The following is a 13,413-nucleotide window of genomic DNA, read 5'->3' on the forward strand; positions in this document are numbered from 1 at the left end:
TCTCACCCCGGCAGCGCCCTCAGCCGCAGTCGGCGCGGGCGCAGGGTGATGCCCACGTGCGTGCGGTTGTCGGAGCCGGGCGCGGGCTCGAAGCGGAACGCGCTTGCCACCACCGCGGCGATCAGCGTGAGCACGGCCATCGAGAAGTGGTCGCTAGGGCACTTGCGGTTGCCGACGCCGAACGGAGACATGGCGTACTTCGGCATCTCGGCGGAGCCACCGGGCAGCCAGCGGTCGGGGTCGAACTCCTCGTGCCGCTCGAACGAACGCGGATCGCGCTGCACCGCGTACGGGCTGTAGACGATGTCCGCGCCGGCCGGAATGCGGTATCCGCCGAGCCCGGTGTCGGCGACCGCGCGCCGCGTCAATATCCATACGGCGGGATACAGCCGCATGGTCTCGACCACGACATTGGCCGTGTGCCGCAGCTTTCGGACGTCGCCGAATGCGACCGGCCGGTCACCGACGACGTTTTTCACCTCCTCGCGGATCTTGTCCACTTGATCCGGATGCTCCGTGAGGACGTGGAGCAGCGACATGACGACGGAACCGGCGGTTTCGCTGCCCGGTGTGAGTATCGCGACGACCTGGTCGTGGATCTCCTGTTCCCCGATCGGGTCGCCATTCTCGTCCTTCGCCTCCAGCAAAGCCGTCAGCAAATCGTCCGGCTTTTGACCGGATGCCCGGCGCTCGGCGATGATCTCGTCGACGAGCCGGTGGAGATCGGCCAGTGCCCGGTTGAATTCGCGGTTGGCCGGAACCGGTACCCGATAAAGGGGTCCGAGGGGCAGCACCATGCGTTGGTACATACCGGCGAACAGCGTGGCGAGCGCGGAGGTGATGCGCTCGGACCGGGCGTCCATGTAGGTGCCGCGCATCAGACAGCGGGCGGAGATGCGCACGGACACCCGGAAGCCCTCGGCGGTGGCGTCGAGGATCTCGCCCCTGCTCCAGCGCTCGACGAGGGCGTACGCCTCCTCCTCCATGACCGGCCCGTAGGCCGGGATGGCGTCGAGGCGGAACGCGGGCTGGATGGTGCGCCGTTGACGGCGGTGGAGCGGTCCGTTGGCGGTGGCCACGCCCTCCTTGCCGAGCAGGCCCTCCAGGGACTCCCACAGGGGTCCGGCGATGATGAAGTCGGGGTTGAGGGCGAGTTCCCCGGTGAGCTCGGGCGCGGTGACGGCGTACACCGTCTTGGGGCCGAGCCTGAGTCGGACGACGTCACCGTGGTCGCGCAGTCCGGCCAGGAAGGCCAGGGGGCCGCGGGCCAGCTTCCAGCCGTGGCCGAGGAGCGGGACCCCACCACCCGCCTGGGGCGGTTCACGCAGGGGTGCCGTGGTCCCGGAGGACTCGGGCTTCGAGGACTCCGGCTTCACCGATTCGACGGTCATTTCTCACCTGCCGCTTCGTTGTTGACGTACGGGGGCGTGGACCGGTCGTCCCAGTTGTCGACCATGTACCGGCCGGACTCGTGGTGGAACCAGTAGACGGAACTGAACCAGTTCCGCATATTCGCGAGGCAGGCCTGTACGGCGGCGCCGAGTTCTTTTCCGTGAACCGTCCCGTCGGCGAGCCGGTCGGCCAGCCGCAGGACGTCCCTCTCCACGTCGATGAACCCGGATATGCATTCCTCGACGCGCCGCCGCAGTTCGTCCACCGCCTCTTCCAGAGTCAGCCCCTGATGGGTGATGAGACTGATTCCGAGATTGTGCACCTCGTCGCCCGCTATTTCCTTCGGGAGCGAACAGAGGTCGTTGTACCAGGCGGCGAATTCCTGGCTCAGCAGGGCCGCCCGCCGAAAGGAAGGGTGTTTCCTTACCGCGTCCGGGAGTTCGCATCCAGCGCTCAGTTCCAGGAGGTCGGTCCAGATCCAGTGCGCGAAGGTGAGCCGGCGCAGTGCGAGATATTCTTCCACCGGGGGGATCCGCCCTTGGAGGCGATTGCGGAATTCCCGGTCGTACGCGTCGATCACGGCATGGAAGTGACGCCTGAACCGCGCGTTCCAGGTGCCGGGGAGGAACGCGAACAACCGGCCCGCACTGTCCGCGAGCCCGGCCACCAGTGGGTCGGGATGGCGCAGGTGGGCCGCCGGGGCGTCCAGGGCCGCGTGCAACCGGAACCTGAGCCGGCGCCACTGCGCCGTACGCCCGTGTACGACGTCACGGTCGTGCCGGTCGTCCCAGACGAAGAACCAGGCGCTGTAGTCCGCTATCGCCTGCAGAGCTTCCTCGGAGGCGCCCAGGTAGTAGCCCGCCATCAGATCCGTGTAGCACAGTCCGTCGGCATATTCTGCGACCTTGTCCGCCGACATGAGGCGTTTTTCCCGCAGCCAGGAACGGGTCTTCTCCTGCAACCGGGGCCAATACGGATGCAGTTGCCGGGGAAAGGCCGCCTCGATGACCGGAAGAGAGAGCGAGGGCGGAACCGCCGGTACGACCACCGTCGCCGTGGTGCTGTATGTGGTGCGGTATGTGGTGCTGTATGGGAAAGCTGGCACGAACAACCCCTCTCAGCCGCCAGTGCGCGTACGCCCCTCCCGCCGTGCCGGGCGTGCGCCGTCGTGCATCCCCGCACTTCCCATTCAGCACCACGACTGACCGTTCTGGGAACGGATTTGCTTCATTCACTACCTCAACGTGCTGAGATTCCACCCCACCTGACTGGTTATGGATCAGCAGATGCGCATAAGCGATCGAACGTGCGTCGGACATACGAACGACGCCTGGCCGGAAGGGTTCCCGGCCAGGCGTCGTGTACGTGGTGGCGTGGTTCAGTCGTTGGCGACCACGGGGTAGCGGGGTTCGTTCTCGGCCATCTGCCGCAGGGCGTCCTTGCGTTCGCGCTTGGACAGCCGGTCGATGTAGAGGTACCCGTACAGGTGATCGGTCTCGTGCTGCAAACAGCGAGCGAAGTACCCGGTGCCGCGCACCTTGACCGGGTTGCCCTTCTCGTCCTGCCCGGTCACCTCGGCGTAGTCGGGCCGGGCCAGCGGCGCGTACGCGGTGGGCACGGACAGACAGCCCTCGTTGCTGTCGTCCAGCCGGCGCCTGTCGGCGGGCAGTTCGACCAGCTTGGGGTTGCAGACGACGCCCACGTGCCGGGCACCCTCGTCGTCGGGGCAGTCGTACACGAAGACCTTCAGATCGACACCGATCTGGTTCGCGGCCAGGCCCACGCCCTCCGCGGCGCGCTGCGAGGCGAACATGTCGTCGACCAGCTTCAGCAGCTCGTCGTCGAACTCGGTGACGTCCCTGCACTCCTTGTGCAGCACCGGGTTCCCGACGACCGTGATCGGCCGCGAGGTGCCGCGCCCGCGATACGCCGCCTCCCGCTCCTCCGCCTCCTCGGTGTCGATGACGAAGCCCTCGTCGTCCACGGGGAGCACGCCCGCGTGCTGCTGATCGGTGTCCTGCTGCGCCATGACCGACGATGCCTTCCTGAAAAACCGGGGGTGAAGTTGCGGATACAGGGTACGTGGACGCGCCCTTCAGGGGCGCGGGGCTGTTTCGATATGCGGCTCCGCCGCGGGGCGCGACCAGCCACAACGGCCCCGCAGCCAGGGAACCAGCTCAGCAAACCTCTTCCAAGTCCCGCCAGTCCCTGGAATCCGGGCTGTCGGCAACCCACCCGTCCAACAGGCCCCTCACCAGGGAAGCCGGCGCAGCCACCCCACATTCCCGCTCCGGCACCCACAACTGCCCGTCCGTTCGATGCCCCAGCGGCCCCGGATGCCCGGGCTCACTGTGATCGTGGGGATCGAGATGCTCCCCGTCCCCCTCATCGGACGGCATTCGCGACTCCGAGCACATCCGGCACAGCAGCCGCACCGACGACGACCAGTCCTCCGCCGCGAACCCCGCGTCGGCGGCCAGCTGCTCCAGCGCGTCCCGGTCGGCCTCCGTGGCCGCCTCCAGCAGGACCACCCAGGTCGGCACGGGGGACGGCGCCCACAGCTCGATCTCGTCGAAGACGGGGTAGGAGTGCCCGGCGGCCGTGGTCCGCTCGCCGTGCGGGACCCCGTCGTGCAGCACGACCTCGCCCCAGCGCCGCCCGGACGACGGCAGCGGGATCGACAGCACCTCCATGCGCGCGGGGTCCAGCCGCCGCCCCCACACCACCTCGGCCTCGCCCTCGGGAGACAGCCGTACGGCGGCACTGCCCAGTTCCATGCCGACGGGCTCGCCGGAGCCGATGCCGCTGCCGGGCACATGCAGCCCGTAGGCCTGCCAGGCGCGCCGGGCCAGCGGCCAGTCCTGGAGCGCGGTGGCGGCGATGCCGACGTTCCACCAGTCGGGGGCGCCGGTCTCCCGGTCGAGGAGGGCGACCGCGCGGAGCCCCGCGGTGCGGGCCTGCTCCCAGTCGTGCCGGAACTTGTGCAGCAGGGCGAGGTTGAACCAGGACTCCGACAGCCAGGGCTCCAGATCGGCGGCACGTGTCAGCAGCGCGCCCGCGTCCTCGTACCGTCCGTCGCCGATCAGCGTGAACGCGCGGTCCGTGGCCTGCCGCCAGGAGGCGGAGGGCCGGTGCCGTCCCTTGCCGAAGATCCTCACGATTCCCGCCTGCCAGTTCCGTTCAGTGGGCTGGCCAGTGCCCCCGGACACTCTCTCCCTCGCATCCAACCACGTGCGGCTGGGAGGGCGCTCATTACCCATGGGTTACCCACCCTTGGGCAGGGTCAGACAGTCCCGGGAAAGCACCCTGGCCAGCGCTTCGACGACCTCCGGCGCGTACTCCCCGCCGGTGCCGAGGCGCAGCTCCTCCAGGGCGGTGAGCGGGCCGCCGGGGCCGGTTCCGCGCACCTTCTCGTCGTAGGCGTTCACCACGCGGACTATGCGGGCGGGACGCGGCTGCTCGGGGTAGGGGTCGGCCTGCCGCTCGACGACCGCCGCGACCTGGGCGCTCGCCCCGGTCTGGCGGACGACGGCCCCGCCGAGGAGGGCGATCCGGCGCTGCTCGGCCGCCGGGAGGCCGGAGGTGGCGCCGGCCGGGACCGGGTCGACGAGGCTGAGCTGGCCGATGTCGTGCATGAGGGCCGCGTACTCAAGGACGGTCAGCTCCGCCTCCGGCAGCCCGAGGTCCCGGCCGACGGCCTGGCTGAGGGAGGCGACCCGGCGGGCGTGCCCGGGCGGGGTGTAGCCGGCGATCTCGGTGGCGCGGGCGAGGGAGACGATGGTCTGCCGGTTGGTGGCGCGGACGTCGGCGTACCGGCGCAGGGACAGCTGGGTGAGCAGCAGCGGCACCGAGAACACGGGCAGCGCCCACAGGCCGACGACGGCGACCGCGAGCGCCATCACCGCGCCGGTCGCGCACACCGCCGAGCCGATCCCGGGCACGGCCCGCAGTTCGTCGCGGAGCAGCGGGGGGAACGGCCAGCCGGTGCGGGAGTGCGCGAGCACGGCGGCGATCACGGCGTCGCACAGCACGGTGAGGACGAGGAGCGCGAGCAGGACGAGGGCGTAGAGAGGGCCGCGCCAGTGGTCGAAGGCCCCGTTGTTGTAGAGGGGTTGGAAGCAGACGGCCGCGAAGCCGACGGCCAGGACCCGGCGGACGAGGTGGTCGAGGACGGGTCCGTGTCCGCGGGCGAGATGGGGCACGCTGCCGAGCAGCGAGGCGGCGGCGACCACCGAGACGACCTGGGCGACCCCGTGATGGCCGGGGTGTCCGGCGTGCTCCCCGAGCAGGGCGTACGACAGTCCGCCGGCGGCCCCGAGCGGCGCGGTCTCCCGCAGCCCGGGCCCGCTCATCGCCTCCCCCACGGCGACGAGCGCCCCGAACGCCAGTGCTACGGCTCCCTCCTCGATGCCGGTGCGCAAGGTGACGAGGAGAGAGCCGACGGCGAGCAGCGCGGCCGCGGTGTGCAGGGGGCTGCGCGGGGTCATCGGGACACCCCCGGGCGGTCGGGGGCGGAGGCGGGCCGGGGGACGGTGGGGGCACGGGCCTCGTCGGACGTGACCACCGGATGCCAGCCGTCCCGTCCGATCACCCTCGCCAGGGCCGTGACCATCCGCGGGTCGAACTGCGTGCCCGCGCACCGCTCCAGCTCCTCCAGGGCGACCTCCACCGGCCGGGCCCGGCTGTAGCTGCGGGTGGAGGTCATCGCGTCGAAGGCGTCGGCGACGGCCACCACCCGTGCGGGTTCCGGGATCTGACGGCCCACCAGCCCGTAGGGGTAGCCGCTGCCGTCGATCCGTTCGTGGTGGTGGAGGATCGCCGAGCGGGCCTCGCCGAGGAAGGAGATCCCCCGGGTGATCTCGTGCCCGTACTCCGGATGCAGTTCGATCACGCGCCGTTCCTCCGGGGTCAGCGGACCGTCCTTGCGCAGCAGCCGGGTGGGCACGCCGAGCTTGCCGACGTCGTGCAGGATCCCGGCGAACCGGATGACCTCGACCCGGCGCTCGTCCATCCCCAGCTCGCGCGCGATCATCATCGAGGCGTGTCCGACGCGTTCGCTGTGGCCGCGCGTGTAGTCGTCCTTGATGTCGACGGCCTGCACCAGCGCGCGGATCGTCGCCCGGTGCGCGGCCCGCTCCCGGTGGTACTGCGCGAACACCCACCAGGACACCGTCATCGGGAACAGCACGAGCAGCGCGGCGACCGGCCCGTAGGGGCTGCGCCACAGGACGGCCATCATCAGCCCGGCGAGTCCGTGCACGGTGAGGGGCGCGAGGGAGCGCAGGAACAGGCCCCGGCAGACCTTGAGCGGCGGCAGCCCCTCGGCGAGCGCGAGCATCCCGCCGTCCAGAACGGCGAGCGCCGCGCAGTGGGCGAGGACGGCCGCGCCCGCCGGCAGCAGCGCGTACGGCACGTCGGAGCCGACCACGGCCTCCCGCCCGCCCAGCACCTCGTGGACGTGGGCCGCGGCCCACACCGCGAGGACCGACTGGGCCGCCCGCCAAACCCGCCGCAGCAGAAAGGGGCCCTTTTCGACGTGCGAGCACAGGGCCCCGGGAAGCGGGACGAGCGCGGCGGCGGGCGGTGGCAACAGAAACGCCCCGGCGAGCAGGACGGGGGAGAAGGTCCCGGCGAACCGGCGCCGGGCGAACTGCTCACCCGCCGCGTAGAGCGCGGCGAGCAGTCCCACGGCCCACCAGGGCGTGCCCGGTGCCATGGTCGGCGGGGCTGTGGCGAGCGGGGCTGTGGCGAGCGGGGACAGACAGAACAGGGCGGCGAGGGCGGCACCGGCGACGTAGCCGCGCGCCCGCGCCGGCACTCCCTCCATGACGCCTCCCCAGCGATGCCTGTCCGGGCTCCGTCAGCGGTCCGGGCTTCGGAGCCAAGGGTGGCGTGGGGTGGGGTGGCTCTGCGGGCGTATCACCCGCTGATTAGCACATTCGGGTGACGACGGGCCCCGTCAGGACTCCTGCGGAGTGGCCGGGGCGACCGGGGCGGCCGTCACGTCGTGCTCGGGCACGGCCTGCCCGGAACGGATCAGATCGAGCCGTCCCAGGACCTTGGCGCGCAGGTCGGTCGGTACGTCGTCATGGCCGCAGCACCGCTTGACCAGCTTCTTCACGGCCTCTTCGAGGCCGTACTTCTCCAGGCACGGCGAGCACTCGCTGAAGTGCTGCTTGAACTTGTCGCGATCGACGTCCGGCATCTCACTGTCGAGGAACTCGTAGAGATGATCGAGTACCTCACTGCAGTCCGTCTCGTGCGGCTCTCCGCAGCTCATGAGCCCGAGCCTTTCGCTTCGTTCGAGTCCCCGGCGCCGGCCGGGACCAGCCCGCGCTCACGGGCGTAGTCCTCGAGCATGCCGCGCAGTTGACGGCGGCCCCGGTGCAGCCGGGACATCACCGTACCGATGGGTGTCCCCATGATGTCCGCGATCTCCTTGTACGCAAAGCCCTCGACGTCCGCGAGGTACACGGCGATGCGGAACTCCTCGGGAATGGCCTGAAGCGCTTCCTTCACGTCCGAGTCGGGCAGGTGGTCCAGCGCCTGCGACTCGGCGGAACGCAGACCTGTCGACATGTGCGACTCGGCGCGGGCGAGCTGCCAGTCCTCGATCTCCTCGGCCGCGCTGCGCTGGGGTTCGCGCTGCTTCTTGCGGTACGAGTTGATGAAGGTGTTGGTGAGGATCCGGTACAGCCAGGCCTTCAGGTTGGTGCCCTCACGGAACTGGTGGAAGGACGCGTACGCCTTGGCGTACGTCTCCTGCACCAGGTCCTCGGCGTCCGCCGGGTTGCGCGTCATGCGCAGCGCCGCCGAGTACATCTGGTCGAGGTAGTCGAGCGCGTCCCGCTCGAAGCGCGCGCTGCGCTCCGCGGACGACTCGTCGCTCGTGCCCACGCCCTGGCCCTCGGGCAGCTCCGCCTGGCCGTTGTCGGTCCCTGCGTCGGTACCGGTGACCGGACCCACCTCCTCAAGATTGCGGGCAGGACCGAAACCGGTCCCACTCGAATCGGAGGATAGACGACGACCTGTGCCTGCCGCCGCTCCAAAAGGAGTGGTCCTGGCCGCGTGCAGCACCGTCCAGTCCAGTTCGGTGCGGCTGGAACGGCTCGGGCAGATGGTCGAACCCATGCGGTGGACTTCCTCTCCCACGACGTAGGTGCTGCGTGTTCAGCACTTCTGCCGGGGTCAACAGCGATCCGCCCCGCAACATTCCCGAAGCTTTACCCGAGTGACCCGGTCCACTTCACGACCGCGTCCGTGACGAGCTCCACAGCTTGCTCCTGGGTGAGCTCCGCCCGCTTGGGCACGGCGAGGCCGTGGTCGGCGTACGGCACCTCGACGATCTCGTACGCCCCCTCGGGAAATTCCTCGGGCCGCCCGAACGTGTCGTTGCCGCCCTGGACTACGAGCGTGGGCACACCGGACCCCAGCAGTTCCCCGGCGCGGGACTTCTCCGGCCTGCCCGGCGGGTGGAGGGGGAAGCTGAGCGCGAGGACTGCGTGGGCGCCGAGCTCGACCGCCGTACGGCAGGCCACGCGCGCGCCGGCGCTGCGCCCGCCGGAGATCACCGGGAGGCCGGGGCGCACGAGCGCGGGCCAGATCCCGCGCCAGCCGACGTCGAGGGTCTTCGGCGCGGGCGCGACCTTCTTTCCGGCGACCCGCCAGGGCTGCTCGACGAGGGCGACGGTGACGCCATGGGCGGGGAGCACCGCGGCGAGGGCTCTCAGGTCGCGCGCCTCGATGCCGCCGCCGGCGCCGTGGCTGACGGCGAGGACGAGCCGGGGCCGCTTCGCCGGGTGCCAGGTGACGCGGGCGTCGCCGGCGTCGGTGGGGACGAGTTCGGTGGTCGCTGTGCTCACTGTGCTCACGTCAGAAGAGTGTGCCCTCCTCGGGCCCTTCCAGCTCCTTGAGCAGCTCCGGGCTGTTGTTGCGGACATTACTGACGGCCGTGGACACCGGGTAGGCGCGCATCAGCCCGGCCGGCGGGGGCTCCAGCAGGGAGCGCAGGTCCTCGGGGTCGGTACGGGCCGGGTCGAGCCAGGAGTCCCAGCGGTCCGGGGTGAGCATCAGGGGCATCCGGGGGTGGATCTCGGCGAGCGCGTACGGGCCGTCGGCGGGGGCCACGGCGAGCGGGGTGGTCTCGGCCTCGGTCGTGATCACCGAGCAGGTCACCCACCAGGCCTGCGGATGGTCGTCGGGCAGGGTCCGGTCCCGCCAGAACTCGTACAGCCCGGCCATCGCGAACACCGACCCGTCGGCCGGCAGCACGAAGTACGGCTGCTTGCGCGGCCGCTTCTTCTTCCCCTCGACCTCCAGCTCGCGCTCGCCCTTGGCGGTGACCCACTCGTAGTAGCCGTCGGCGGGCAGGATGCAGCGGCGCGAGGTGAAGGCGCGGCGGTACGACGGCTTCTCGTGGACGGTCTCGGCACGCGCGTTGATCATCCGGGCGCCGCCCTCGGGCGACTTGGCCCAGGACGGCACGAGCCCCCACTTCAGCTTGCGCAGCTGCCGAACCGGGCGCGGGTCGCCGGCGTCTTTCAACGGACGGTCGAGGACGGCGTAGACCTCCTTGGTCGGCGCCACGTTGTAGTCGGGCTCAAGGGTTTCCTCGGGCTCCCACTTCTCGATTTCAAAGACTCCTGCGAGATCCTCGGGCCTGCGACTCGCTGCATACCGTCCGCACATACGTGCCACACTGCCAGACTCGACACGACGAGAGGGAGCCACAGCCGAAGATGGAGAGCACCGCCGCCCTAGCGCTGCCCGACCTGTGGGACCGTCTCGTCGGCACCCAGCCCGACCCCGACCTGTGGGTGGTGATCGCGACGGCGGTCGCGGCCCTCGCGGTCGTCGTCCCGCACAGTCTGTGGCGGATATCCCGCAACGCGATCACCATCGCCCACGAGGGCGGCCACGGCCTGGTGGCGCTGCTGACGGGCCGCCAGCTGACCGGGATCCGGTTGCACTCCGACACCAGCGGCCTCACGGTCAGCCGCGGCAAGCCGTACGGCATCGGCATGATCCTCACGGCCGCCGCCGGCTACACCGCGCCCCCGCTCCTCGGCCTGGGCGGCGCGGCCCTCCTCGGCGCGGGCCGCATCACCCTCCTCCTGTGGCTGGCCACGGCCCTCCTGGTCGCGATGCTGGTGATGATCCGCAACGCCTACGGCGCCTTGACGGTCGTCCTGACCGGCGGCACGTTCCTCCTGGTCTCCTGGCTGGCGGGCCCCCAGGTCCAGGCGGCGTTCGCGTACGCGGTGGTGTGGTTCCTGCTGCTGGGCGGCGTACGCCCGGCGTTCGAACTCCAGGTGAAGCGGCGGCGCGGCGGCGCGGGCGACTCGGACGCGGACCAACTGTCGAGGCTGACCCATGTACCTGCGGCGCTGTGGCTGTTCCTGTTCCACGTGGTGTCGCTGTGCGCCCTGATGGGCGGCGGCCGCTGGTTGCTGGGCCTGTAAAGCTGGTTGCTGGGCCTGTAAAGGGGGGAACGGGGTGCAGCCCCGCAGGGGCGCACCCCCAGGGGCGCGGGGAACTGCGCGACCAGCCACGACGGCGCCGCACCCGACAGCGCACCGCACTCGACAACCCACCGCAGACTAAAGTGAACGCATGCCCAAAACCCCGCCCCTCTGGCCCGCCCCCACCGCGAGCGAAGCCGTCGACGCGACAGTCCACGTGCCGGGGTCCAAGTCGGTCACGAACCGCGCCCTCGTCCTCGCCGCCCTCGCCTCGGAGCCCGGCTGGCTGCGCCGCCCCCTCCGCTCCCGCGACACGCTGCTGATGGCCGAGGCCCTGCGGACGATGGGCATCGAGATCGAAGAGGGCGTGGGCCCCGACGGCACCGGCGAGGCCTGGCGCGTCCTCCCGGCGGGCCTGCACGGCCCGGCCACGGTGGACGTGGGCAACGCGGGCACGGTCATGCGTTTCCTCCCTCCGGTCGCCGCGCTCGCCGACGGCCCCGTCCGCTTCGACGGCGACCCCCGCTCGTACGAGCGCCCCCTGCACGGCGTCATCGACGCGCTGCGCGTCCTCGGCGCCCGGATCGACGACGACGGCCGGGGCGCGCTGCCGCTGACCGTGCACGGCTCGGGCGCGCTGGACGGCGGCCCGGTGGACATCGACGCGTCCTCGTCGTCGCAGTTCGTGTCGGCGCTGCTGCTGTCGGCCCCCCGTTTCAATCAGGGTGTCGAGGTCCGCCACATCGGCTCGACGCTCCCCTCCCTCCCCCACATCCGGATGACGGTGGACATGCTGCGCGCGGTCGGCGCCCAGGTGGACACCCCGGAGTCGGGCGGCGAGCCGAACGTCTGGCGGGTCACGCCGGGCGCGCTGCTGGGCCGGGACCTGACGATCGAGCCGGACCTGTCGAACGCGCAGCCGTTCCTGGCGGCGGCGCTGGTGACGGGCGGCCGGGTGCTGATCCCGGACTGGCCGGCCAGGACCACCCAGCCGGGTGACCGGCTGCGGGAGATCTTCACCGAAATGGGCGGCTCCTGCGAGCTCACCGACTACGGCCTGGTGTTCACCGGTTCGGGTGCGATCCACGGTGTCGACGTCGACCTGGGTGACGTCGGCGAGCTGACGCCGGGCATCGCGGCGGTCGCCGCGCTCGCGGACTCCCCGTCCACGCTGCGGGGCGTGGCCCATCTGCGGCTGCACGAGACGGACCGGCTGGCCGCGCTCACCAAGGAGATCAACGAACTCGGCGGTGACGTCACCGAGACGGCCGACGGGCTGCACATCCGCCCACGCCCGCTGCACGGCGGGACCTTCCGGACGTACGACGACCATCGCATGGCGACCGCCGGTGCGGTCGTCGGCCTGGCCGTGGAGGGCGTCCGGATCGAGAACGTGGCGACGACGGCGAAGACCCTGCCGGACTTCCCGGAGCTGTGGACCGGGATGCTCGCGGGATAGGGACGGCAACAGTCATGCGCCGCTACGGCAAGCACACCGACGAGGACGACATCCGCTCCCGCCCCAACCGCAAGGGCAACCGGCCTCGTACGCATATCCGTCCCAAGCACGAGGACGCGGCCGAGGGCATGGTCCTCACCGTGGACCGGGGCCGGCTGACCTGTCTGGTCGAGGACCGGATCGTCGTCGCGATGAAGGCCCGTGAACTGGGCCGCAAGGCGGCGGTCGTGGGCGACCGGGTCGCCCTGGTCGGCGATCTGTCCGGCAAGAAGGACACGCTCGCCCGGATCGTCCGCATCGAGGAGCGCACCTCGGTGCTGCGCCGCACCGCGGACGACGACGACCCGTTCGAGCGGGTGGTCGTCGCCAACGCCGACCAGCTCGCGGTCGTCACGGCCCTCGCCGACCCCGAACCCCGGCCCCGGCTGATCGACCGCTGTCTGGTCGCGGCCTACGACGGCGGCCTCACGCCCCTGCTGGTGATGACGAAGTCGGACCTGGCCCCGCCGGACAAGCTGCTGGAGCTGTACGGCGACCTGGACATCCCGTACGTGGTCACCAGCCGTGAGGAACTGGAGAACGGCGGCGCGGCGGACCGGGTGCGCGAGCTGCTGGCCGGGCGGATCACGGCGTTCGTCGGGCATTCGGGTGTCGGCAAGACGACCCTCGTCAACGCGCTGGTCCCCGAGGAGCGGCGGCGGCTGACCGGTCATGTCAACGCGGTGACCGGCCGTGGCCGGCACACCACGACCTCGGCGCTGGCGCTGCCCCTGGCGGGCACCGGGGACTGGGTGATCGACACTCCGGGCGTCCGGTCCTTCGGCCTGCACCACGTCGATCCGTCCCGGGTGATCCACGCCTTCCCCGACCTGGAACCGGGCACCGAGGGCTGCCCGCGCGCGTGCAGTCACGACGAGCCGGACTGCGCCCTCGACGAGTGGGTCGCCGAGGGCCACGCGGACCCGGCGCGGCTGTACTCGCTGCGCCGGCTGCTGGCGACACGGGAGCGCAAGGAGGGCGACTGACCTCCGCATTGTTTGTCAGGACGTGAGTCCGGTAAGTGCATAATCGCATCGAGCCGGACATACGGAGGGACAGCAC

The 13,413-nt window shown here is 71.0% G+C and carries 13 protein-coding genes; 3 read left to right on the forward strand and 10 right to left on the reverse strand.

Annotated elements, in window-relative coordinates:
- Positions 1–2: 2 nt before the first annotated feature.
- From ACLZN2_RS29500 to ACLZN2_RS29545, 10 genes are all read right to left on the reverse strand, one after another.
- Positions 3–1,391, reverse strand: a complete 1,389-nt coding sequence (locus tag ACLZN2_RS29500) for a cytochrome P450 (RefSeq protein ID WP_416982346.1) — start codon at positions 1,389–1,391, stop codon at positions 3–5.
- The gene (gene cyc1, locus ACLZN2_RS29505; RefSeq protein ID WP_416982348.1) at positions 1,388–2,497 is read right to left on the reverse strand and encodes an epi-isozizaene synthase; all 1,110 of its coding nucleotides are present in this window, start codon (positions 2,495–2,497) and stop codon (positions 1,388–1,390) included. The genes ACLZN2_RS29500 and cyc1 overlap by 4 nt, the downstream gene beginning before the upstream one ends.
- 273 nt (positions 2,498–2,770) lie before the next feature.
- A complete protein-coding gene (gene def / locus ACLZN2_RS29510) occupies positions 2,771–3,421 on the reverse strand; it encodes a peptide deformylase (RefSeq protein WP_416982350.1) in 651 nt (216 codons plus the stop codon).
- A 148-nt stretch (positions 3,422–3,569) separates the two neighbouring features.
- Positions 3,570–4,550 (reverse strand): tetratricopeptide repeat protein, encoded by a 981-nt coding sequence (locus ACLZN2_RS29515; protein WP_133912498.1) that lies wholly within the window; start codon positions 4,548–4,550, stop codon positions 3,570–3,572.
- Between the two features lie 105 nt (positions 4,551–4,655).
- Positions 4,656–5,879 carry an HD-GYP domain-containing protein gene (locus tag ACLZN2_RS29520; RefSeq protein ID WP_416982351.1) on the reverse strand — a complete coding sequence of 408 codons (1,224 nt, stop codon included), beginning with the start codon at positions 5,877–5,879 and terminating at the stop codon, positions 4,656–4,658.
- A complete protein-coding gene (locus tag ACLZN2_RS29525) occupies positions 5,876–7,219 on the reverse strand; it encodes an HD-GYP domain-containing protein (protein WP_416982352.1) in 1,344 nt (447 codons plus the stop codon). The genes ACLZN2_RS29520 and ACLZN2_RS29525 overlap by 4 nt, the downstream gene beginning before the upstream one ends.
- Before the next feature lie 132 nt (positions 7,220–7,351).
- The gene (gene rsrA, locus ACLZN2_RS29530; RefSeq protein WP_416982353.1) at positions 7,352–7,672 is read right to left on the reverse strand and encodes a mycothiol system anti-sigma-R factor; all 321 of its coding nucleotides are present in this window, start codon (positions 7,670–7,672) and stop codon (positions 7,352–7,354) included.
- Positions 7,669–8,358 carry a sigma-70 family RNA polymerase sigma factor gene (locus tag ACLZN2_RS29535; protein WP_055631554.1) on the reverse strand — a complete coding sequence of 230 codons (690 nt, stop codon included), beginning with the start codon at positions 8,356–8,358 and terminating at the stop codon, positions 7,669–7,671. The genes rsrA and ACLZN2_RS29535 overlap by 4 nt, the downstream gene beginning before the upstream one ends.
- 257 nt (positions 8,359–8,615) lie before the next feature.
- On the reverse strand, positions 8,616–9,254 hold the full coding sequence (locus ACLZN2_RS29540) for an alpha/beta family hydrolase (RefSeq protein ID WP_416982435.1): 639 nt from the start codon (positions 9,252–9,254) through the stop codon (positions 8,616–8,618).
- A gap of 10 nt (positions 9,255–9,264) precedes the next feature.
- Positions 9,265–10,080, reverse strand: coding sequence for an SOS response-associated peptidase (locus ACLZN2_RS29545; RefSeq protein ID WP_416982355.1), 816 nt, complete (start codon positions 10,078–10,080; stop codon positions 9,265–9,267).
- 50 nt (positions 10,081–10,130) lie between these two features.
- On the opposite strand from ACLZN2_RS29545, the gene ACLZN2_RS29550 reads away from it, so the two are divergent.
- The 3 genes from ACLZN2_RS29550 (at position 10,131) to rsgA (ending at position 13,337) form a co-directional block, all read left to right on the forward strand.
- Complete coding sequence (locus ACLZN2_RS29550; protein WP_416982356.1) at positions 10,131–10,853, forward strand: M50 family metallopeptidase; 723 nt, start codon at positions 10,131–10,133, stop codon at positions 10,851–10,853.
- 151 nt (positions 10,854–11,004) lie between these two features.
- Positions 11,005–12,312: a 3-phosphoshikimate 1-carboxyvinyltransferase gene (aroA, locus tag ACLZN2_RS29555; protein WP_416982357.1), complete on the forward strand. Its 1,308-nt coding sequence runs from the start codon at positions 11,005–11,007 to the stop codon at positions 12,310–12,312.
- A 14-nt stretch (positions 12,313–12,326) separates the two neighbouring features.
- On the forward strand, positions 12,327–13,337 hold the full coding sequence (gene rsgA, locus ACLZN2_RS29560) for a ribosome small subunit-dependent GTPase A (RefSeq protein ID WP_416982358.1): 1,011 nt from the start codon (positions 12,327–12,329) through the stop codon (positions 13,335–13,337).
- The last annotated feature ends 76 nt before the right edge of the window (positions 13,338–13,413 follow it).

This window comes from Streptomyces sp. T028 (genome assembly GCF_048159505.1).
Lineage (GTDB): Bacteria > Actinomycetota > Actinomycetes > Streptomycetales > Streptomycetaceae > Streptomyces.

Coding starts and splice junctions, on each gene's coding strand:
- rsrA (WP_416982353.1), bottom strand. CDS start 7,672: ATGAGCTGCGGAGAGCCGCACGAGACGGACTGCAGTGAGGTACTCGAT.
- ACLZN2_RS29545 (WP_416982355.1), bottom strand. CDS start 10,080: ATGTGCGGACGGTATGCAGCGAGTCGCAGGCCCGAGGATCTCGCAGGA.
- ACLZN2_RS29500 (WP_416982346.1), bottom strand. CDS start 1,391: ATGACCGTCGAATCGGTGAAGCCGGAGTCCTCGAAGCCCGAGTCCTCC.
- ACLZN2_RS29525 (WP_416982352.1), bottom strand. CDS start 7,219: ATGGAGGGAGTGCCGGCGCGGGCGCGCGGCTACGTCGCCGGTGCCGCC.
- def (WP_416982350.1), bottom strand. CDS start 3,421: ATGGCGCAGCAGGACACCGATCAGCAGCACGCGGGCGTGCTCCCCGTG.
- ACLZN2_RS29520 (WP_416982351.1), bottom strand. CDS start 5,879: ATGACCCCGCGCAGCCCCCTGCACACCGCGGCCGCGCTGCTCGCCGTC.
- aroA (WP_416982357.1), top strand. CDS start 11,005: ATGCCCAAAACCCCGCCCCTCTGGCCCGCCCCCACCGCGAGCGAAGCC.
- ACLZN2_RS29550 (WP_416982356.1), top strand. CDS start 10,131: ATGGAGAGCACCGCCGCCCTAGCGCTGCCCGACCTGTGGGACCGTCTC.
- rsgA (WP_416982358.1), top strand. CDS start 12,327: ATGCGCCGCTACGGCAAGCACACCGACGAGGACGACATCCGCTCCCGC.